Origin of the sequence: Streptomyces sp. NPDC058289 (genome assembly GCF_042880975.1) — a bacterium.
In the GTDB taxonomy this organism is placed as follows: Bacteria; Actinomycetota; Actinomycetes; order Streptomycetales; family Streptomycetaceae; genus Streptomyces; species Streptomyces stoeckheimensis.
Genome location: NZ_JBHVYI010000005.1, coordinates 146,977 through 166,904 on the forward strand (window position 1 = coordinate 146,977; position 19,928 = coordinate 166,904).

21 protein-coding genes and 1 tRNA gene are annotated in these 19,928 nt (G+C 71.0%); 3 read left to right on the forward strand and 19 right to left on the reverse strand.

Annotated elements, in window-relative coordinates; translation table 11 throughout:
* Nucleotides 1–46 precede the first annotated feature (46 nt).
* The 13 genes from ACFVX6_RS04105 to ACFVX6_RS04165 form a co-directional block, all read right to left on the reverse strand.
* Nucleotides 47–934 carry an amino acid ABC transporter permease gene (locus ACFVX6_RS04105; protein ID WP_389687707.1) on the reverse strand — a complete coding sequence of 296 codons (888 nt, stop codon included), beginning with the start codon at nucleotides 932–934 and terminating at the stop codon, nucleotides 47–49.
* Nucleotides 931–1,575 carry an amino acid ABC transporter permease gene (locus ACFVX6_RS04110; RefSeq protein ID WP_274550219.1) on the reverse strand — a complete coding sequence of 215 codons (645 nt, stop codon included), beginning with the start codon at nucleotides 1,573–1,575 and terminating at the stop codon, nucleotides 931–933. Before ACFVX6_RS04110 ends, ACFVX6_RS04105 begins: the two co-directional genes overlap by 4 nt.
* A gap of 17 nt (nucleotides 1,576–1,592) precedes the next feature.
* Nucleotides 1,593–2,540, reverse strand: coding sequence for a glutamate ABC transporter substrate-binding protein (locus ACFVX6_RS04115; protein WP_389687709.1), 948 nt, complete (start codon nucleotides 2,538–2,540; stop codon nucleotides 1,593–1,595).
* 11 nt (nucleotides 2,541–2,551) lie between these two features.
* On the reverse strand, nucleotides 2,552–3,295 hold the full coding sequence (locus tag ACFVX6_RS04120; RefSeq protein ID WP_250740493.1) for an amino acid ABC transporter ATP-binding protein: 744 nt from the start codon (nucleotides 3,293–3,295) through the stop codon (nucleotides 2,552–2,554).
* A gap of 145 nt (nucleotides 3,296–3,440) precedes the next feature.
* Entirely contained in the window at nucleotides 3,441–3,881 is a 441-nt protein-coding gene (locus ACFVX6_RS04125) for a DUF6278 family protein (RefSeq protein ID WP_250740494.1), read from the reverse strand.
* 142 nt (nucleotides 3,882–4,023) lie between these two features.
* A complete protein-coding gene (locus ACFVX6_RS04130; protein ID WP_389687712.1) occupies nucleotides 4,024–4,803 on the reverse strand; it encodes an exodeoxyribonuclease III in 780 nt (259 codons plus the stop codon).
* 30 nt (nucleotides 4,804–4,833) lie between these two features.
* Complete coding sequence (locus ACFVX6_RS04135; protein ID WP_389687714.1) at nucleotides 4,834–5,466, reverse strand: MBL fold metallo-hydrolase; 633 nt, start codon at nucleotides 5,464–5,466, stop codon at nucleotides 4,834–4,836.
* Between the two features lie 34 nt (nucleotides 5,467–5,500).
* Nucleotides 5,501–5,575: transfer RNA gene (locus ACFVX6_RS04140), tRNA-Trp, on the reverse strand.
* Nucleotides 5,576–5,614: 39 nt separating this feature from the next.
* Nucleotides 5,615–6,202 (reverse strand): hypothetical protein, encoded by a 588-nt coding sequence (locus ACFVX6_RS04145; protein ID WP_389687716.1) that lies wholly within the window; start codon nucleotides 6,200–6,202, stop codon nucleotides 5,615–5,617.
* Nucleotides 6,199–7,362 (reverse strand): ROK family glucokinase, encoded by a 1,164-nt coding sequence (locus ACFVX6_RS04150; RefSeq protein WP_389687718.1) that lies wholly within the window; start codon nucleotides 7,360–7,362, stop codon nucleotides 6,199–6,201. The genes ACFVX6_RS04145 and ACFVX6_RS04150 overlap by 4 nt, the downstream gene beginning before the upstream one ends.
* Before the next feature lie 16 nt (nucleotides 7,363–7,378).
* Nucleotides 7,379–8,278 (reverse strand): ATP-binding cassette domain-containing protein, encoded by a 900-nt coding sequence (locus ACFVX6_RS04155; protein WP_389687720.1) that lies wholly within the window; start codon nucleotides 8,276–8,278, stop codon nucleotides 7,379–7,381.
* Between the two features lie 2 nt (nucleotides 8,279–8,280).
* Nucleotides 8,281–9,342, reverse strand: a complete 1,062-nt coding sequence (locus ACFVX6_RS04160; RefSeq protein WP_389687722.1) for an ABC transporter permease — start codon at nucleotides 9,340–9,342, stop codon at nucleotides 8,281–8,283.
* Complete coding sequence (locus ACFVX6_RS04165) at nucleotides 9,339–10,358, reverse strand: sugar ABC transporter substrate-binding protein (RefSeq protein ID WP_389687724.1); 1,020 nt, start codon at nucleotides 10,356–10,358, stop codon at nucleotides 9,339–9,341. Before ACFVX6_RS04165 ends, ACFVX6_RS04160 begins: the two co-directional genes overlap by 4 nt.
* A 206-nt stretch (nucleotides 10,359–10,564) precedes the next feature.
* Here ACFVX6_RS04165 and ACFVX6_RS04170 point away from each other — a divergent pair, with 206 nt between their 5' ends.
* Nucleotides 10,565–11,569, forward strand: coding sequence for a Gfo/Idh/MocA family oxidoreductase (locus tag ACFVX6_RS04170; RefSeq protein ID WP_389687726.1), 1,005 nt, complete (start codon nucleotides 10,565–10,567; stop codon nucleotides 11,567–11,569).
* A 128-nt stretch (nucleotides 11,570–11,697) separates the two neighbouring features.
* Here ACFVX6_RS04170 and ACFVX6_RS04175 read toward each other — a convergent pair whose 3' ends face one another.
* The 3 genes from ACFVX6_RS04175 to ACFVX6_RS04185 all read right to left on the reverse strand — a co-directional run bounded on the left by ACFVX6_RS04175 (nucleotide 11,698) and on the right by ACFVX6_RS04185 (nucleotide 14,713).
* Complete coding sequence (locus tag ACFVX6_RS04175; protein WP_389687728.1) at nucleotides 11,698–12,882, reverse strand: cytochrome P450; 1,185 nt, start codon at nucleotides 12,880–12,882, stop codon at nucleotides 11,698–11,700.
* 55 nt (nucleotides 12,883–12,937) lie between these two features.
* Entirely contained in the window at nucleotides 12,938–13,852 is a 915-nt protein-coding gene (locus ACFVX6_RS04180; RefSeq protein ID WP_389687730.1) for a DMT family transporter, read from the reverse strand.
* Between the two features lie 246 nt (nucleotides 13,853–14,098).
* Entirely contained in the window at nucleotides 14,099–14,713 is a 615-nt protein-coding gene (locus ACFVX6_RS04185; RefSeq protein WP_389687732.1) for a dihydrofolate reductase family protein, read from the reverse strand.
* A gap of 170 nt (nucleotides 14,714–14,883) precedes the next feature.
* Between ACFVX6_RS04185 and ACFVX6_RS04190 the strand changes: the two genes are divergently transcribed.
* Entirely contained in the window at nucleotides 14,884–15,618 is a 735-nt protein-coding gene (locus ACFVX6_RS04190) for a 3-oxoacyl-ACP reductase family protein (protein WP_389687734.1), read from the forward strand.
* A 31-nt stretch (nucleotides 15,619–15,649) separates the two neighbouring features.
* On the opposite strand, the gene ACFVX6_RS04195 is transcribed toward ACFVX6_RS04190, so the two are convergent.
* The 3 genes from ACFVX6_RS04195 to allB form a co-directional block, all read right to left on the reverse strand.
* Complete coding sequence (locus ACFVX6_RS04195; RefSeq protein WP_389687736.1) at nucleotides 15,650–16,105, reverse strand: pyridoxamine 5'-phosphate oxidase family protein; 456 nt, start codon at nucleotides 16,103–16,105, stop codon at nucleotides 15,650–15,652.
* 187 nt (nucleotides 16,106–16,292) lie between these two features.
* Nucleotides 16,293–17,426, reverse strand: a complete 1,134-nt coding sequence (gene alc / locus ACFVX6_RS04200; protein ID WP_389687738.1) for an allantoicase — start codon at nucleotides 17,424–17,426, stop codon at nucleotides 16,293–16,295.
* Nucleotides 17,427–17,428: 2 nt separating this feature from the next.
* Nucleotides 17,429–18,712, reverse strand: a complete 1,284-nt coding sequence (gene allB / locus ACFVX6_RS04205; RefSeq protein ID WP_389687754.1) for an allantoinase AllB — start codon at nucleotides 18,710–18,712, stop codon at nucleotides 17,429–17,431.
* Between the two features lie 388 nt (nucleotides 18,713–19,100).
* Between allB and ACFVX6_RS04210 the strand changes: the two genes are divergently transcribed.
* A complete protein-coding gene (locus tag ACFVX6_RS04210; protein WP_250740510.1) occupies nucleotides 19,101–19,904 on the forward strand; it encodes an IclR family transcriptional regulator in 804 nt (267 codons plus the stop codon).
* Nucleotides 19,905–19,928 lie beyond the last annotated feature (24 nt).

Below are 19,928 nucleotides of genomic sequence, written 5' to 3' on the forward strand. Positions count from 1 at the left end.
GCTGCTGCCGGGCCGGGTGTGGCTCAGGGGGGCTTCGCCCCGCGGGTCAGATCCGGCCCGGCAGCGCCGTCCCGGGGTCGGCCACGTCGATGTCGATGTCGACCGCCTTGGTCTTGGGGTTGCGGTGCTCGCGCCGGGCCACCCAGGTGGCGAACCAGGACAGGAGCATGCACATCCCGATGTAGATCGGCGAGATGATCATCACGACGGGGATGAAGGGCAGGTCGTAGTCGAGGTTGGAGGCGATCAGCTTGCCCGCGTGCAGGAACTCCTCGTAGGTGATCAGGTAGCCGAGCGAGGTGTCCTTCAGGGCGACCACCAACTGGCTGATGATCGTGGGCAGCATCGCCCGGACCCCCTGCGGGGCCAGGATGTAGCTCATCACCTGGGTCTTGCGCATGCCCAGGGCGTACGCGGCTTCGCGCTGGCCCTTCTCCACCGAGTTGATGCCGGTCCGGAAGACCTCGGCCAGCACCGAGCCGTTGTACAGGGTCAGTCCGGCGACCAGCGCGGGCAGCGGCTGGACCTTGAGCGCGACGAAGATGAAGAAGATCATCACCAGCACCGGCATCGCCCGGAAGAACTCCACGCACAGCGTGCACAGCCAGCGCACCGGCCGGTGGACCGAGAGCCGGCCCGTCGCGAGCACCGCACCGAGCACGAGCGAGAGCACCGAGGCGTAGGCGAAGGCCTTGAGGGTGTTCCAGAGCCCCTTGAGCAGCAGTTCCTGGATGCCCTGGTAGGTGAAGGGGCTCCACTTGGCGGCGGTGAACTGGTTCGTGTCGAAGAGCAGGTAGAGCAGCCAGCCGATCAGCCCGAGGATGAGAGCCGTCGAGGCGATCCCGTAGAAGAAGTGGCGGCGCTGGGCGCGCGGGCCCGGCAGGTCGTAGAGGGCGGTGGACTCCATGTCACCGTGGAGCGCGTGCGCGGTCATCGGGCGACTCCGTAGCGCTTCTCGAGCACGTTGAACAGCGCGCTGATGGACAGGGTGATGATCAGGTAGCCCACCGCGATCCAGACGAAGGTCCAGATGATGCTGTAGCCCAGCTCGTTGAGGGTCTTGTACGTGCCCAGCAGCTCGGTGACGCTGAAGGCCCCGGCGATCGCGGAGTTCTTGGCGAGCGCGATCAGCGTGGAGCCGATGGGCGGGATGACGGACCGGAAGGCCTGCGGCAGTACGACGGTTCCCAGGGTCTGGCCGAAGGACATGCCGAGGCTGCGGGCCGCCTCGCCCTGGCCCTTGGGCACGGTGTTGATGCCGGAGCGCAGGACCTCGCAGATGAAGGCCGAGGTGTAGCAGCCCAGGGCCAGCACGGCGAAGAGCTGGAAGGGCAGGACCAGGCCGAAGCGGGGCAGGCCGAGCAGGACGGCGAAGAAGAGCAGGGTGAGCGGGGTGTTGCGCAGGATGGTCACCCAGACAGTGCCGAAGACCCGGAAGGAACCGACGGGGGCGACGCGGAAGGAGGCCATCAAAAATCCGAGGACCAGGGCCAGGAGGGAGGCGTAGACCGTGAGTTCCACGGTGCCGAGGAAGCCCTTCCCGTAGAGCGAGAAGTTTTCGGTGAGTACGTCCATGGCGGTGCGCTCTCCCCTCAGCTCGCCGGGTAGCGGTCGATGGCGGGTGGTGTCGGCGCGGGCTGGCCGGAGAGGCCGAGCGTGGCCTCGTAGGCCTTCTTCCAGTTGCCGTTCTTCTCGTTCGCGGCGAGTGCGTCGTCGAGGGCGAACCGCAGGGCGTTGTCGGAGCGCGGGACGCCGATGCCGTAGGGCTCCTCGGAGAAGGGCTTGCCGACCACCTTGAGCTCCTCGGGGACCTTGGCGGCGTAGCCGAGGAGGATGGAGTCGTCGGTGGAGACGGCGTCGACCTGGTAGGTCAGCAGGTTGTCCACGCAGACCGAGTACGTGTCGTAGGCGACGAGGACGGCCCGCGGGAACTCCTTCTGGAGCCGCTGGTAGGGGGTGGAGCCGGCGGCCGAGCAGACCTTCTTGCCGTCGAGGTCCTCGGGGCCCTTGATGTCCGTCTCCCCCTTGCGCACCAGCAGGGACTGGCCGGCCATGAAGTAGGGGCCGGCGAAGCCGACCTGCTTCTTGCGGTTGTCGTTGATCGTGTAGGTGCCGACGTAGTAGTCGATCTGGCCGTTCTGCAGGGCCGTCTCGCGGTTGGCGGAGGCGATGGTCTTGAACTCCACGGTCTTGGGGTCGAAGCCCAGCGAGGCGGACATCATCTTGGCGATCTCGATGTCGAAGCCGGAGTAGCGGCCGCTCGCGGGGTCCTTCTCCCCCATGTACGGCTGGTCCTCCTTGGCGCCGACCACGAGGTGGCCGCGCCGCTTGGCCTTCTCCCAGGTCGGGGAGTCCGGCAGTTGGAAGCCGGTCGCGACCTGGTAGACGGGCAGGTCCTCGGGTTGCGGACCCTTGACCGGCGGGCTGCCGGACTTTCCGCAGCCGGCGAGGGCGCCCACGAGCACGAGGGCCAGGGCGAGCGCCGCGGAGGAGGCGCGCAGGCGTTGCGCCGGGTGGTGCCTCATCGGGTGGTGTCTCATCGGGCCGCCCCTCAGTGCTTGAGGATCTTGGAGAGGAAGTCCTTGGCCCGGTCGCTCTCGGGGGCGGTGAAGAAGGCCTCCGGGGTCCGGTCCTCGACGATCTTTCCGTCGGCCATGAACACGACGCGGTTGGCGGCGGAGCGGGCGAAGCCCATCTCGTGGGTGACCACGACCATGGTCATGCCCTCCGCGGCGAGCTGCTGCATGACCTCCAGCACCTCGTTGATCATCTCCGGGTCGAGCGCGGAGGTGGGCTCGTCGAAGAGGAGGGCCTTGGGGTTCATGGCGAGCGCGCGGGCGATGGCCACGCGCTGCTGCTGGCCGCCGGAGAGCTGGGCCGGGAACTTCTCGGCCTGGTTCGCGAGGCCGACCCGTTCCAGCAGCTCACGGGAGCGCTTGTCCGCCTCCTCCTTCTTCCGCTTCCGCACCTTGATCTGGGCGAGGGAGACGTTGGCGAGGACCGTCTTGTGCGCGAAGAGGTTGAAGGACTGGAAGACCATCCCCACGTCCGCGCGGAGCGCGGCGAGCTCCTTGCCCTCGGCCGGCAGCGGTTTCCCGTCGAGCGTGATCGTGCCCGACTCGATGGTCTCCAGCCGGTTGATCGCCCGGCACAGGGTCGATTTCCCGGAGCCGGAGGGGCCGATGACCACCACCACCTCCCCGCGGCCGACGGTGAGGTTGATGTCCTGGAGGACGTGCAGTTGTCCGAAGTGCTTGTTGACGTCCCGCAGCTCGATCAACGGATCGACGGCCATACGCTGCCCTGCCCACTTGTCGGTGTGTCGAGGTCAGCGCAAACTATCCAGCCGCGGAAGGGCACTTCACCGCGACACGCCTAAAAGCCGCATAAAGGCCCGCGAGGTCAGCCTTCCGTGGCGGCTCGGGCCTTTTCGTGGCGGCTCAGCCCTCCGAGGCCTCGGCGTACGCCTGGCTGAGCTCGGGGGATCCCGTCATCGCCCAGGACACCCCCGACTCGACCACGTTCAGCTCGCGGCCCGAGGCCAGCCGGATCATCGGCTGACCGTTGGGCCACACCTGCCAGGCGGCGCCCGGAACGGAGCGGATGATCACGGTCCCGAGGTAGAAGCCCGCGTCGTTGCCGAGCCACGGGGTGATCTCCGGATCCCGGCGCCAGCGCGGCATCAGCTGGTCGATCTCCTCCAACGAGCGCGGGCTCTCGTCGAGTTCGAGCCCGGCCGAGCGCGCCTGGGCGCGCAGCATCTCGCATTCCGCGAACAACTCGTTGATGCCCTCCGGATCGTCCGCGAGGGCCGCGGCGAGTCCCGCGCCCCGGTCCGTTTCATGTCGGTTGATCCAATTAGCCAGGAAAGGGATGTTCATGGGGCCAGCCTGACACCAGGATCCACGACCGGCCATAGGGCGCGCCTGAGGATCACGGGCCGCGGGGCAATCGGCGGGGCTGGGCCGTCTCTTTCGGATCTTGCCTGGCCCGCGCCGCCCGGCAAGATCCGAAAGAGACGACCTAGACCTCCAGGTCGACGACGACCGGTGCGTGGTCGGAGGCGCCCTTGCCCTTGCGCTCCTCGCGGTCCACGTAGGAGTCGGTGACGGCCTTGGCGAAGGCCTCGTTCCCGTAGACCAGGTCGATGCGCATGCCCCGGTTCTTCGGGAAGGCCAGCATCCGGTAGTCCCAGAAGGTGTACGGCCGGTCGTACTTGAGCGCGCGCGGGAAGACGTCGGAGAGCCCGGCCGCCCGCAGCTGCTCCAGGGCGGCCCGCTCGGCCGGGGTCACGTGGGTGAGGCCCTCGAAGACCGCCGGGTCGTAGACGTCCTCGTCGGTCGGGGCCACGTTGAAGTCGCCGAGCACCGCGAAGGGGCGCTCCCCCGCCGCGTCCTCGGCGATGGCGGTGGACAGGGACCGGAACCAGTCCAGCTTGTAGCCGTAGTGGTCGTGCTCGACCTCGCGCCCGTTGGGCACGTACACCGACCAGAGGCGCACGCCACCACAGGTGGCGGAGATGGCGCGGGGCTCCTGGACGCCCTCGTAATCGGGGCCGCCGGGCAGCCCCACGACCACGTCCTCCAGGCCGACCTTGGAGATCAGCGCCACGCCGTTCCACCGTCCGGTGGCGTTGACGGCCGACTCGTAGCCCAGCGCGCGGAGCTCCTCGTACGGGAACTGCTCCGCGGAGCACTTGGTCTCCTGGATGCACACGACATCGGTGCCGGAGCTCTCCAGCCAGGCCAGCAGGCGCGGCAGCCGGGCGGTGATCGAGTTGACGTTGAACGTGGCGATACGCATGCCGTCCAACCTACCGCCCGGCACCGACAGTCACAGGTCGGCGGCGTGGCCCGGGGTGAGTCGGCCGTACTCGGCGCCGCCGAGGTTGCCGATCTGGTTGGCGTAGATCGGCAGCACGAGATCGGTCAGACCGGCGTCGTGGATGGCGAGGGTCTGGCGCGGCTTGACCTCGCGCACGTAGTCGATCACTTCGGCGATCTTGTTCCAGGGCGCGTGCACCGGGAGCATGAGGGTCTCGACGGGGGTCTCGGGCACGGTCAGCGCGTCCCCCGGATGGAAGACGGAAGCGTCCACCAGGTAGCCGACGTTGGTGATCCGCGGGATGTCCGGGTGGATCACGGCGTGCAGCTCGCCGTGCACCTGGACCTCGAAGCCGGCCGCGGTGAAGGCGTCCCCGTGGCCCACGGTGTGGACGCGGCCCGGATAAGCGGGGGCCAGCTTCTCCGCGACGCTGCGCAGGGTCCACAGCTGCGCCGCCGGGTTCGCGTCGAGGGCGGCGCGCAGCCGGCCCTCCTCGAAGTGGTCGGGGTGCTCGTGGGTGACGAGCAGGACGTCGGCGCCGAGGCCGGCGTCCGGTTCGCTGAAGGCGCCCGGGTCGATGACGAGCAGGCGCCCGTCCTTCTCCAGCTGGACGCAGGAGTGCAGCCGCTTGGTGAGCTTCATGATCCAAGGCTAGCGCCGCCGCACGGTGGGAAGACGGAGCCGACCGGATTCGAACCGGCGTCCTCGCAGTGTTGGAGACCGCGCGCGACGACCTCTGCGCTACGGCTCCGTCCCCGGGGCGCACTGTACTCGCGGGGCGGGCGGGGCCCTAGGGCACTGCCGTGGAGACCACGAAGACCTTGGGGTACCCGGGGTGGCTGAGGTCGACGGTGATGTCGCGGGTGGGCCGGGGGTCCGGGGCGTCCAGGGTGATTCCGTACCAGCTGCCCTTCGAGCCCCAGCGCCAGCCCGCGAACGCGGTGTCGCTCGGGGAGATCGACACCCCGCGGGTCAGGTCCTCCCGGCTGGTGCCGACCTCGGCGAGGAAGGTGTCGAGCTCCTCCGGGGTGACTCCGAACTGCACGTACAGGCGGCTGGTGTGCCAGTTGTTGGTCTCCAGGTACCCGACCCGCGAGGCCTTCACCGGGATCGGGACCTCGTAGATGCTGCGCTGCACCTTGGAGGGCCAGCCGGTGCGGACCTTGGCGGCGCCGACCTTGGCGGCCTTGTCGCGGCCGCTCTGGCGGCTCTGCTGGGCGGAGACGGCGAGGTAGCCCGCCGGGACGCCGACCAGCAGCAGGATGATGATCGCCGTGATCCAGCGGCGCCGCACCACGTGCTTGCGGTCCTCCGGAGTGGGCGCGCCGGACCGCTCGTCGGGGGACGGGGCCTGGCGGGGCAGAGAGGGCGGAGTCACTGCTGGTCCTGGTCTTCGGGGCCGGTGGTGGTGTCGCGCCGGCCGAACTGCGCGTAGCGCTCGTACCGCTCGACGCGCCGGCGCGTGGCCCGGCGGAAGCGGCGGGCTACCAGTCGGGAGAGGTCGGCGGCGCCGACCATGCCGGCCTCGGGGCCGAGCTGGGCCTTGGCGATGCGGGCCTCGGGACGGTAGCCGCGGCCGGTGAGGTGGCGGCGGAAGGCGTCGCGGGCCGGGCCGATCAGCAGGTCGTCGGCGGCGCTGACGCCGCCCCCGATGACGAAGCAGGAGGGGTCGAGGGCGGCCGCGAGGTTGGCGATGCCGACGCCGAGCCACTGGCCGATGTCCTGGAGGAGCTCGACGCACATGGCGTCGCCCTCGCGGGCCAGCTCGGTGATGAGCGGCCCGGTGATCTCGTTGACGTTGCCGCCGACCCGGGCGATGAGGTTGTGCGCGACCGGGGAGTCGGCGGCGGCCAGCTCGCGGGCCTCGCGGACCAGCGCGTTGCCGGAGCTGTACTGCTCCCAGCAGCCGCGGTTGCCGCAGGGGCACCGGTGGCCCCCGGGGACCACCTGCATGTGGCCGAACTCGCCGGCGACCCCGTAGCGGCCGCGCTTGACCTGGCCGCCTTCGAGGATGGCCCCGCCGATCCCGGTGCCCAGGGTGATCATGACCAGGTGGTCCTCGCCCCGGCCGGCGCCGAAGCGCCACTCGGCCCAGGCGGCGGTGTTGGCATCGTTGTCCACCATGACCGGTACCGCGAGCCGGGACTGGAGCGCGTCGCGCAGCGGCTCGTCGCGCCAGGCCAGGTGCGGGGCGAACAGGACGCGGGAGCGGTCGGCGTCGACCCAGCCGGCGGCGCCGATGCCCACGGCGTGCACGTCGTGCCGGTCGGAGAGGTCGAGGACCAGCTCGACGATGGTGTCCTCGACGACCTTGGGGCTCTTGGACTTGTCCGGGGTCTCGGTCCGGATCTTCTCCAGGATGACCCCGTCGGCGTCGACCACCCCGGCCATCACCTTGGTGCCGCCGATGTCGATGCCGACGGTCGGAACGCGCGGGGCGGTCAGGTGCGACCGGCGCTCACGGGTCCCGATGGTCCGCAGGACGGTGCCTCGTGCCGCCCCCCGGTGGGCGAGCGTGAAGTCCCGGTACGTGCTCATCGAGTCGTGTCGTCCCTCAAGGTGCGGCGGGGCCCGCAGTGGGGCCGGATGCCTGGTCGGATGGAGTGGCCGATGGGGAAGCGGATGCGTTGTCAGGTCCTGATTCTGCCACTCGCTCCAGTTCGTGGCTCAGTTCGTCGAGCTCGGAGCCGCCCGCCATCTGCCGGGTGAGCTCGTCCAGGGTGATCGAGTCACGGGTGTGGCTGCCCGCCATGGTGCCGCGCTTGAGCAGCACGAACCGGTCCCCGACCAGGTGGGCGTGGTGCGGGTTGTGCGTGATCAGGACCACGCCGAGGCCGGCGTCACGGGCCGCGGCGACGTACTTGAGGACCACGCCGGACTGTTTGACGCCGAGGGCGGCGGTGGGCTCGTCGAGCACGAGGACCTTCGCGCCGAAGTGGACGGCGCGGGCGATGGCCACGCACTGCCGCTCGCCGCCGGAGAGGGTGCCGATGGGCTGGTCCACGTCGCGCAGGTCGATGCCCATGCGCAGCAGCTCGGCGCGGGTGGTCCGGCGCATGAGCTCCACGTCGAGGCGGCGGAAGGGTCCGCGGCCCTTCGTGGGCTCGGAGCCGAGGAAGAAGTTGCGCCAGACGGGCATGAGCGGGACCACGGCGAGGTCCTGGTAGACGGTGGCGATGCCGCGGTCGAGGGCGGCGCGCGGGTTGGCGAGGACGGTCTCTTCGCCCTCGATCTCGAAGGTGCCGGCGTCGTGCCGGTGCAGCCCCGCGATGATCTTGATCAGGGTGGACTTGCCGGCGCCGTTGTCGCCGAGGACACAGGTGATCTCGCCGGCCGAGACCTCCAGGGAGACGTCCTGGAGGGCACGGATGTTGCCGTAGTACTTGCTGACCTCGGTCAGCTTCACCAGGGCGGGTGCGCCGGCCGGGGACGTTTCGGTTCCGGTGTCGGTCATCGTCACTTCGCCTCCGCCCGCTTGCGGACCCATGCGTTGAGCAGCGTGGCCAGCAGCAGCATCGCGCCGAGGAAGAACTTGAACCAGTCCGGGTTCCACTGGGCGTACACGATGCCGTTGCTGGTCATGCCGAAGATGAAGGCGCCCACGGCGGAGCCGATGGCCGAGCCGTAGCCGCCGGTCATCAGACAGCCGCCGATGACGGCCGCGATGATGTAGAGGAACTCGTTGCCGACGCCTTCGCCCGACTGGACCACGTCGAACGAGAAGAGGATGTGCTGCCCGGAGATCCAGGCGCACAGCGCGACGCCCATGTACAGGCCGATACGGGTCTTCACGACCGGTACGCCGGTCGCCCGGGCGGCGTCCGCTCCGCCGCCGACGGCGAAGATCCAGTTTCCGGCGCGGGTGCGCAGCAGGATCCAGGTGGCCACCGCGACCAGGAGCAGCCACCACAGGATGGTGACCTTGAGGGTGACCGAGCCGAAGGTCCACTGCGAGGCGAAGAGCGCGCGGGCGGAGGAGAAGCCCTCCATGTCGGCGATGGTCTTGGTGGAGACCGAGCCGCTGATCAGCTTGGTGAAGCCGAGGTTCAGGCCGGTCAGCATCAGGAAGGTGCCGAGCGTGATGATGAAGCTGGGCAGTTTCGTGCGGGTCAGCATGAACCCGTTGAAGAACCCGATCCCCAGGGTGACCAGCAGCGATACGAGGACGCCCACCCAGACGTTGGCGGTCATCTGGTAGCTGAACATCGAGCTGAGCAGCGCCGACGAGGTGACCATGACCCCGGCGGACAGGTCGAACTCGCCGCCGATCATGAGCAGGGCCACCGGGACGGCCATGATGCCGATCGTGGAGGCCGAGTACAGGATCGTGCTCAGGCTGGAGGCCCGCAGGAAGCTGTCGGCGGCGAAGGAGAAGAAGACGAAGACGGCGGCCGCGCCGACCACCGCGCCGAGCTCGGGGCGACCGAGCAGGCGGCGCAGCAGCGAGGTGGGTGCGAGCCGCTCGTCGCGCGGGGCGGGAGCGGGGGCGGGGGCCTGGGTGCTGGTGCCGGTGCTCATCGGCTGCCCCGGTTGATGAACTTCTCCAGCGTGGCCGCTTCGGCCCCCGTGACGATCTGCGGCCCGGTGAGCACCGGCCGGCCGCCGCCGAGCACGTCGGCGTTGTAGCGGTAGAGCCAGAGCAGGTCCACGGCCTCGTAGCCCTGGAGGTAGGGCTGCTGGTCGACGGCGAATCCGAGGGCGCCGGACTTCAGGTCGCGGGCCACGGAGGCGTTCAGGTCGAAGGTGTCGACCTCGGCCTTGCTGCCCGCCGCGTCCTTGGCCTTGACGGCCGTGGGGGCGAAGGGCGCGCCGAGGGTGACGATCGCGTCGACGGAGGGGTCGGCCTGGAGCTTGGCCTGGAGGGCGGACTGGACGGACGGCATGTTGGTGCCTTCGACGTACAGGTTCTCCAGGGTCCCGCCGGACTCGCCGAAGGTCTTCTTCGCTCCGGCGCAGCGCTGCTCGTGGCCGACGTTGCCCTGCTCGTGCAGGACGCAGACGGCCTTCTTGCGGCCGCGCTTGCCCAGCTCGGTGCCGACCGCCTCGCCGGCGATCTCCTCGTCCTGGCCGATGTGGGTGAGCGCCCCGTACGCGGCGGACTGGGCGGATCCGGAGTTGACCGTGATCACCGGGATGCCGGCCTTGACGGCCTTGGCGAGGACGTCCTTGAGCGCCTCGGGCTTGGCGAGGGAGACGATCAGCCCGTCGACCTTCTGGTCGATGGCGTTCTGGACGAACTGGGCCTGCTGCTGTGCCTGGTCGTCGTGGGCGTAGACGAAGTTGATGTTGTCCTTCGCCGCGGCCTCCTTGGCGCCCTTCTGCACGATGTCCCAGAAGGTGTCGCCATCGCCCGCGTGGGTGACCATCGCGAAGGTCCAGCGCGGAGTGGAAACGGCGGGCCGGCCCGCCGCCTCGGCCTTCGCGCGGTCCTCGGCGCGCTTGCCGCCCGTACTGCTGCAGCCCACGAGGGAGGCGCCCAGTACCGCCGCGAGCACCGCGCCCACGAGGCGTACCCCTGTCCGAACCCTAGCCACGTCTGCCCGTGCCTTTCGCTTGTCGGGCCGTTCCGCGGGCGCTGTCCCGCCGCGGTACCCGGTCGCCGAAACGGTCATATGTTTCACACCGCAGCCGCCCAGTATCCGTCACAGTGCACCATGCAAGGTCATCGGGGCCATTGCGGACCGTGCCGGACACAGCGGGACAGATTGACAGCTCCCCCGGACGGGGCCACGTTGAGTGCATGCGCATCGGGCTCATCGGAACGGGCCGGATCGGTTCCTTCCACGCGGCGGCACTGGCACGCCAGGCGGACGCGGGATCGCTCCTGCTCGCCGACGCCGACCCCGCGCGGGCGGTGCGCCTCGCCGACCGGCTCGGGGCCACCGCCGCGCCCACCGTCGAGCAGGTCTTCACCTGGGGCGTGGACGCACTGGTGGTGGCCTGCGCCACCGAGGGGCACGCGGACCTCGTCGTACGGGCCGTCCGCGGCGGGCTGCCGGTCTTCTGCGAGAAGCCGGTCGCCCCGGACCTGGAGCGCACTCTGGCGGTGCTGCGCGAGGTCGCGGCGGTCGGCGGGGTGCTCCAGATCGGGTTCATGCGCCGCTTCGACGCGGGCTACACGACGGCGCGCGAGCTGGTCCGCTCCGGGGCCCTGGGCCGGTTGCACACCGTACGGACCACGACCGCGGATCCCTCGCCGCCGAGCGCCGAGTACCTGCGGACCTCGGGCGGGCTGTACCGGGACTGCCTGGTGCACGACTTCGACATGGTCCGCTGGGTGACGGGGCACGAGGTGAGCGAGGTGTACGCGACCGGATCGGACGCGGGGCCGGCTCGCTTCCGGGAGGCCGGTGACATCGACACTGCCACCGCCGTCCTCACCCTGGACGACGGGACGCTGGTCTCCAGTACCGGTACGCGGTGCAACGGCGCCGGGTACGACGTACGGATGGAGCTGGCCGGGGAGCTGGACCAGGTCTCCACCGGGCTGGACGACCGCACGCCGATCGCCTCGACCGAACCGCACGGCCCGCCCCCGGCGACCAAACCGTGGCCCGGGTTCCTGGAACGCTTCGCTCCCGCCTACGAGGCCGAGCTGGAGGCCTTCGTCCGGCTGGTGCGGGGCGAGGGCCCCAATCCGTGCGACGGCGTCGAAGCGCTCGCCGCGTTCCGGGTGGCGGAGGCCTGCGAGCTCTCGCGGCGCGAGCGGCGCCCGGTGGCCATGGAGGAGCTCCCGGATCTCTGAGGGCCGTGTGCAGGTACCCGGGGTCCGTAAGCCGGCCGTCCGTGAGCCGCCCGTCCGCAAGCCGGCCTTCCCGCCCGTGGCTCCCGTACCGCCCACTGCTCCTGTCCCGCCCGTCCCGCGCACCCCTGCTACCAGCGCACCGGGTGGCGGGTCGTCCCCCGGACCAGGGTCCCGGGCGCCCATTCCAGGACGGCCGGCTCCTCCCGGAGGTCCGGGAAGCGCTCCACCAGGGACCGGATCGCGATCCGGCCCTCCAGCCGGCCGAGCGGGGCGGCGACGCAGTGGTGGATGCCGTGCCCGAAGGCGATGTGCCCGCCGCGGCCGGGGCGGCGGATGTCGAAGGCCTCGGGGCGTTCGAAGCGGGCGGGGTCCCGGTCCGCCGCGGCGAGGCAGACGAGTACGGCGGAGCCCGCCTCGATGAAGGTGTCGCCGATCTCCAGGTCCGTGCCGGCGAAGCGGAACGTGGCCGTCTCCACCGGGCCGTCGTAGCGCAGGATCTCCTCGACTGCGCCGTCGATCAGTCCGCCGGGGTCGGCGCGCAGGGCGGCGAGCTGGTCGGGGTGGGTGAGCAGCGCCCGCATCCCGTTGGAGATCAGGTGCACGGTGGTCTCGTGCCCGCCGACCATCATCAGGACGGCCATGGCGACCAGCTCCTGCCGGGAGAGCCGGTCTCCCCCGTCCCCCCGGCTGGTCACCCAGTCGCTGAGCAGGTCATCGCCGGGTCGGGCGATCTTGGCGTCGACGAGATCGGCCGTGTAGCCGGTCATGGCGCGCACGGCCGCGTTCTCGGCCTCGACCCCGGTGGGCGAGACCATCTCGGTGATCCAGCCGTGGAAGGCGCCGCGATCGGCCTCCGGGACCCCGAGGAGCTCGCAGATCACGGTCATGGGCAGCGGCTGGGCGAAGGCCTCGATCAGGTCGGCGCGGCGCTCGGGGAGGGCCTCCATGCCGTCGAGCAGTCCGTCGACGATCTCCTGGATGCGCGGGCGCAGTCCCTCGATCCGGCCGGGGGCGAAGGAGCGGGAGACGTGCCGGCGCAGCCGGGTGTGGTCGGGCGGGTCGGCGCGCATCATGTTGGCGCTGGCCTCGGTCTGCTCCCGGTCCGTGTAGAGCCCGGAGGTCAGCCAGTTCTTGGACACCGCGGGGTGGGTGAGGGCCTGGCGGGCCTCCTGGTGACCGACGATCAGCCAGACCTCTTGGCCGTCCGCCGCCTTCACCCGGTGGACGGGGCCCTCGGCACGCATGCGCGCGTAGTGGGGGTACGGGTTCTCGTTGAAGTCTTCGGCGATCGTACTGAGGTCCAGAACGGGCATGTGGCCACCCTAGACCGGGAGTTGATCTGCTCCGGATCGGCTTTCGGCCATTCGTTCAGCCAGCCGCGCGCCGCCCCCAGGCGGTACCCGCGAGCACCAGCGCGACCCCCGCGAAACCGGCCGCGCCGAGCCGCTCGCCGCCGATGGCGATGCCCGCCGCGGCGGCCCACAGGGGTTCGGTGCCGAGCAGCAGGCTGACGCGCGAGGGCGAAGTGCGGCGGACGGCCCACATCTGCACGAAGAAGGCGAACAGGGTGCAGAAGACGGAGAGGAAGGCGAGCCCCGCCCACTCGGCCGCGCCGAAGTCGGCGGCGGCCGCCCAGGGGCTCGCGCCGGTGCCGGGCAGCAGGGCCAGTACGGCGAACACGGCGACGGCGGTCCCGAGCTGGACGGTGGTCAGCGAGAGCGAGTCGGCTTCCTGCACGGCCTTGATCCGGGCCATGAGCAGGACGTGCGCCGTCCGGGCGAGCGCGGCGCCGAGGATGAGGAGGTCGCCGAGGCTCGGGGTGGTGAAGCCCGCCCCCTGGGTGAGCAGCACGACTCCGCAGACGGAGACGGCCGCGGCGCCGAGGAAGGCGGGCGAGGGGGCTTCGCGCCGGACGGCCGACTCGGCGAGCGGGGTGAAGATCATGGTCAGGCTGATGATGAGCCCGGCGTTGGTGGCGGAGGTGTGGACGACCCCGTAGGTCTCCAGCAGGAAGATTCCGCCGAGTACGAGTCCCAGTACCCCGGCGCCGCGCAGCTGGGCGGGGGTGAGCGCGCGCAGCCGACGCCGGCCGGCGACGGCGAGGACGGGCAGGACCAGCGCGAAGCGCAGGACGAGCACCGCGATCACGGTGTGCGTGGTGGTGACGCCCTTGGCGGCGAGGTAGCTGCCGCCCCAGACGACGGCGACGAGCAGGACCGGCAGATCCGCGAGCCAGGCCCTGCGGGGGGCGGCGACGGGAGCGGGGGCGGCGATGGTGGACACCGGTTCTCCAACGGCAGAAAGGCAGGTGGAGACTTCGGCGGCTCGCACGGGGGCGAGCCCAAGCTACCCGAGCATGATCGGCCGGTCGAGCCTTTTGATCCCCGGGCCGCACCGCTGGTCCCGGGGCTGCAGCGCTGTTCCCGGGGCTGCACCGCTGGTCCCCCGAGCCGCACCACTGGCCCCCCGGTCCGCACCGGCCGCGGGCGGGCGCCCGCGGGCCCGCCCGGTGCGGGCCTGGGCCCGGTGTCAGGCGAAGGTGCCGAACGCGGCGCGCCCCGTCGGCCGGTAGGTGTGGATGGCCGTGCCGGCCGAGGTGGTGCGGGAGCCCGTCAGCTCGAAGGCCGTCGGCAGCCCGCCCGTCGGGAACAGTCGCCGTCCGCCGCCCAGGAAGACGGGGAAGACCAGCAGGTTCAGCTCGTCCACCAGGTCCCGCGCCAGCAGCCACTGCGCCAGCGCGCCGCTGCCGTGCACTTGCAGTTCCCCCTCGGTCGCGTCCTTGACCCGTACGACCTCGCTCTGCAGCTGCTCCCCGTCGATCGCGGTGGCGGGGCCCCAGGCGGGCTCCTTGAGCGTGGTCGAGGCCACGTACTTGGGCAGCCGGTTCAGCCTGCTCGCGACCGGGTCGGCGGGGTCGTCGTGCTGCGGCCAGTACGAGGCGAAGATCTCGTAGGTCCGGCGGCCGAGCAGGAAGGCCCCGGCCCGGTCGAAGACCTCGGTGATGAACTCCCCCATGCCCTCGTCGGCGAAGGGCACGAGCCACCCGCCGTACGCGAACCCGCCGCTGGGGTCCTCCTCCGGGCCTCCCGGGGCCTGCATCACGCCGTCGAGGGTCAGGAAGGTGGTGAGGGTCAGCTTTCCCATGGCACTGCGCTCCTTGGCTCCGGTACGTCCACTGTCACGGGTTCAGACTCCCGGGCCGCCGGGAACTCATCGCTCCGGCGCGCGCGAACGCGATGTCCGTTTCCTGCCAGCGCCGTTGCTCCCCGGGCGCTTTCATTGAACTCGCAACCAACCGACGCGGGAGGAACACCATGAACGGCAATGCAGTGGCCCTGGTGACAGGTGGCAGCAGGGGAATCGGCGCGGCGACCGCGCTGCGGCTCGCGCAGGACGGGGCCGACGTTGCGATCACCTACGTCAGCGACGCGGCCGCGGCCGCCGATGTGATCGGCAAGATCGAGGCGCTCGGCCGGCGGGGCCTGGCACTGCGCGCCGACTCGGGAGACGCCGAGCGGGTCGCCGAAGCGGTGGAGGAGACCGTACGCGGCCTTGGCCGGCTCGACGTCCTGGTGAACAACGCCGGGGTGGGCGTGCTCGGACCGCTGGAGGGGCTCACCCCCGCGGACGTGGACCGGGTCCTCTCGATCAACGTCCGGGGCTCCTTCCTGGCCTCCCGCGCCGCGGCCGGCCGGATGGGCCGGGGCGGGCGGATCATCACCATCGGCAGCTGCATGACCCAGCGGGTGCCGGGCCCGGGCGGCACCCTGTACGCGATGAGCAAGGCGGCGCTGACCGGCCTGACCAAGGCCCTCTCGCGGGAGCTCGGCGAGCGCGGGATCACCGCGAACCTGGTCCACCCGGGCCCGGTGGACACCGACATGAACCCGGCGGACGGCCCTTACGCCGCACCGCAGTCGGCCATGACGGCGCTGGGCCGCTTCGGCACCCCGCAGGAGGTGGCCGCCATGGTGTCCTTCCTCGCGGGACCGGACTCCGCGTACGTCACGGGCGCCGAGTTCTCGGTGGACGGCGGTCACGCGGCGTAGGCCGTCAGAGCCGTTGGGGCGGTCGGGTCCGTCAGGGCAGCCAGCGGCCGGCCTTCATCAGGTCGCGTCCGGCGATCTCGTTCACCTCGCGCCAGGCCTGGATCCACACGGGCGTGACCCGGAAGTACGGATAGGGCGTCTTGAGGCTGCTCGGGTCGAAGCCGGAGTGCGCCGCGAAGGCCTCGATCTCGCCGGGCGCGAGCTCCGCCGCCTCCGACCGGGTCACGGTGCCCTCGACGAGGACCACGTCGCGGGTCGTGCCGAAGGCCAGCCGGGCACGGCCGCTCGCCGCGAGGTTGCGTCCGGTGGGCAGGGTGCGTCCCGTCGACACCAGGAAGCCCTCGCCGTCCCACCGGAACGAGAGGGGCACGAGGCAGGCGACGCCCTCGGCGTCCGCGGTGGCGACCCAGACGTCGACGTCGCTCTCGAACCGGGCCAGCGTGTCCTTGCGCCGCTGCTCGGTCGTGCGTGGCGTGCTCTGCTCCATCGTGGCCCCCTGGGTGTCGGTCGTAGCGGCAGGCTAGCGGGCCCCGGCGGCCCGCGCGGCCCGCGGGGCGCCGCAGCCCGTAGGGGCGCGAACGCCGCAGGGGCGCACCGTCGAAACGGTGCGCCCCTGCGGGGTGTTCGCGCATGCCCCGGGGGTGTCGGCCCCCGGGGCGGTCACGAGGGTGGCGTCAGCCGCCCAGCTCCTGGTGACGGGCGGTGTGCGCGGCGGTGCCGGCCTCCGTCAGCGCGCCGAAGAGGCGCAGGCGGGAGAAGCCGCCGTCCGGGAAGATGTCGATGCGCACGTGCGTACCGACCGCCGGGGCGTCGAGCACGAAGCGGTGGTTGGTGTCGGGCTGCAGGCGGGTGCGCGGCAGGAACTCCGTCCACTCGCCCTCCTCGCCGGTCTTGATCGACAGCGAGGCCCAGCCGGCCGAGTTGCCCTTGAGGTACGCGGTGTCGATCTCGACGGCGCGGATCTCGGACTCGGCGACGAGCTGGTAGCGGATCCAGTCGTTGCCGTTGTCACGGCGACGGGCGGTCTCCCAGCCGTCGTCCATCTTGCGGGAGCGGCCCGGGTTGATGGTGTTGGTCGGCGGGGAGTAGAAGCGGTTGGAGGCGTCCTGGACGGAGCCGCCGTTCTCCAGGGCCACCACGTCGAAGGAACCGAGCGCCGCGAGCCACTTCGGGTCGGGCACGACCTCGCCGTAGACGCGCAGGCGGGCGATGCCGCCGTCGGGGTGCTGGTTCACGCGCAGGTGCGTGAAGCGCTGCTCGGCGCTGACCTCGAAGCCGTTGGCCGCGTGGCCGCCGACCGCGGTGCGCGGGACGAGCACGGTCCACTTGACGTCCTCGCCGAGGAGCTCCTCCGGGGTCGGCGCGAGGGCGCCTTCCCAGTTGGTGCCCTCGATGGAGACGGCCTGCGGCATGTTGCCGCGGAAGTGGGCGGTGTCGACGACGATGCCGCGGATCACGCCGGGGGCGCCGAGGCGCACCAGGGCGTAGTCGTGGTCCTCGGGCGTCGGCCAGGGCTGCGTGGCGGAGACGCCACGGCGACGGCGGGTCTCCCAGCCGTCCATGATCTTGCCCTTGTGGCCGAAGTGCTCGGGGTCGAAGTGCGCGGCCTCGGCGATGAGGAGGTTCTCGCGCTGGGCGAAGAACTCGTCGTTGGCGAAGGTGACACCGGCGCCCAGCTCACGGGCGGCGAGGTTCGCGTACTGGGTGAACGGGAAGTCCGCGGTGCGGTAGTCCGCGTACGGGTCGCCGCCTCCGTACGGGTTCGCGTTACCGGTGAAAGAAGCGAATCCAGTTTCACGCTGTGCCACTGTCAGTTCTGCCTTTCGAGGAGGAGGCCCGTGGGCTCGGTCGGGGTGCCGTGGTCGGCGATCTGCGTACCGCGCAGCCAGGTGGACTTCACGACGCCGTGCAGGGTCTTGCCCGCGTACGCCGTGACCTGGTTGCGGTGGTGGAGGTGGGCCGGGTCCACGGTGAACGTTTCTTCGGGTGCGAGGACGGCGAAGTCGGCGTCACGGCCCACCTCGATCGCGCCCTTCTGCGCCAGACCCGCGAGGGCGGCCGGGGCGGCGGACATCCAGCGGACGACGTCCTCGAGGGTGCGGCCGCGCTTCTGCGCCTCGGTCCAGATGGCCGGAAGGCCCAGCTGGAGGGAGGAGATGCCGCCCCACGCGGTGGCGAAGTCGCCGGTCTTGAGGTCCGCGGTGGACGGGGAGTGGTCGGAGACGATGCAGTCGATCGTGCCGTCGGCGAGCGCGTCCCACAGGACGTCCTGGTTGGCGGACTCGCGGATGGGCGGGCAGCACTTGAACTCGGTGGCGCCGTCCGGGACTTCCTCGGCCGTGAGGGTGAGGAAGTGCGGGCAGGACTCGACCGTGATCTGTACGCCCTCGGCCTTCGCGGCGGCGATCAGCGGCAGCGCGGAGGCGGAGGACAGGTGCAGGACGTGAACGCGCGCGTTCAGTCGCTTCGCCTGGTCGATCAGGTTCTGGATCGCGGTGTTCTCGGCGTCCTGGGGGCGGGAGGCCAGGAAGTCGGCGTACTTGGGGCCCGGGTTCTGCGGCGCGGACTCCAGGTGGTGCGGGTCCTCGGCGTGCACGATCAGCAGGCCGCCGAAGCCGGTGATCTCGGCGAGCGAGGCGGCCAGCTGCTCCTGGTCGAGGAGGGGGAACTCATCGACGCCGGAGGGCGACAGGAAGCACTTGAAGCCGAAGACTCCGGCGTCGTGCAGCGGGCGCAGGTCCTTGACGTTGTCCGGCAGCGCACCGCCCCAGAAGCCGACGTCCACGTGCGCCTTGGTCCGGGCCACGTCCTGCTTGACCACCAGGTTGGCGGTGGTCGTGGTGGGCGGCAGCGAGTTGAGCGGCATGTCGAGGATGGTGGTGATGCCACCGGCCGCGGCGGCGCGGGTGGCCGTCCAGAAGCCTTCCCACTCGGTACGACCGGGGTCGTTCACGTGGACGTGGGTGTCGACCAGGCCGGGGAGGAGCGCGTCGTCGCCGAAGTCCTCCAGCCGGGCTCCGGCCGGTACGTCGGCCTCGTACGGCAGCACGGCCGCGATCTTCCCGCCGGCGACGGCCACCGAAGCGGCACGCATCCCCTCGGGGGTGATGACGCGCGTCGAGCGCAGTACCAGTTCCACAGCCAGGTCGGACACCGGAACCTCCCCATCTACTTCCACAGAGCGAAATTCAACGTTCTGTTGACGGAGTCTTCACGTCGATCCGGAACCAGTCAAGAGCGCCCGGACGGACCACTGACGACCGCGTACCGCAATTGGATGTTTCCACAGGATGGAATTAAGATTTCGCTATGCAGAATGTAGCTACCACCACCGGGAACCGGACGGGTAACTTCCCGAGGACGTCCGCCACCAGGACAAACCGCCTCTGACCGGCGGGGACGGCATTGCCCCGGCTCTAGGGCCGATGCAGACCGACCGGTAGGCTGCTTGCTTGCCTGCCAGCACCGAAAGGACCGCGCCCGTGCCGACGTCCAGCGCCAGCACCACCGACGCCTCCACCAAGCCCACCGCCGCCAGCGGTGGCGTCCAGTCCCTTGAGCGCGCCTTCGATCTGCTCGAACGCATGGCCGATGCCGGGGGCGAAGTCGGCCTCAGCGAGCTCTCCGCCGCCAGCGGTCTGCCGCTGCCCACCATCCATCGCCTCATGCGCACCCTCGTGGCGTGCGGCTATGTCCGGCAGCAGCCCAACCGACGGTACTCCCTCGGACCCCGGTTGATCCGCCTCGGCGAGTCCGCGTCGCGGCTGCTGGGCACCTGGGCCCGCCCGTACCTGGCGCGCCTGGTGGAGGAGACCGGCGAGACCGCGAACATGGCCCTGCTCGACGGCGACGAGATCGTCTACGTCGCCCAGGTGCCGTCCAAGCACTCGATGCGCATGTTCACCGAGGTCGGCCGCCGGGTGCTGCCGCACTCCACCGGCGTGGGCAAGGCGCTGCTCGCCTACACCCCCGCGGACGAGGTGCGGGCGCTCCTCTCGCGCACCGGGATGCCGGCCGCGACCGAGAAGACCATCACCACCCCCGAGGGCTTCCTGGACGCCCTGGAGGTCGTCCGGCGGGTGGGCTACGCCGTCGACGACAACGAGCAGGAAATAGGAGTCCGCTGCCTGGCGGTCTCCGTGCCGAACTCGCCGACCGCCGCCGCGATCTCCATCTCCGGCCCGGCCGGCCGGGTGACCGAGGCCGTGGCCGAGTCCTTCGTGCCGATCCTCCAGGGCGTCGCGGCCGAGCTGTCGGTGGCCCTGCAGAGCCAGAACCCGGCGTAGGCGCCCGCAGTACCCGGCCGTACC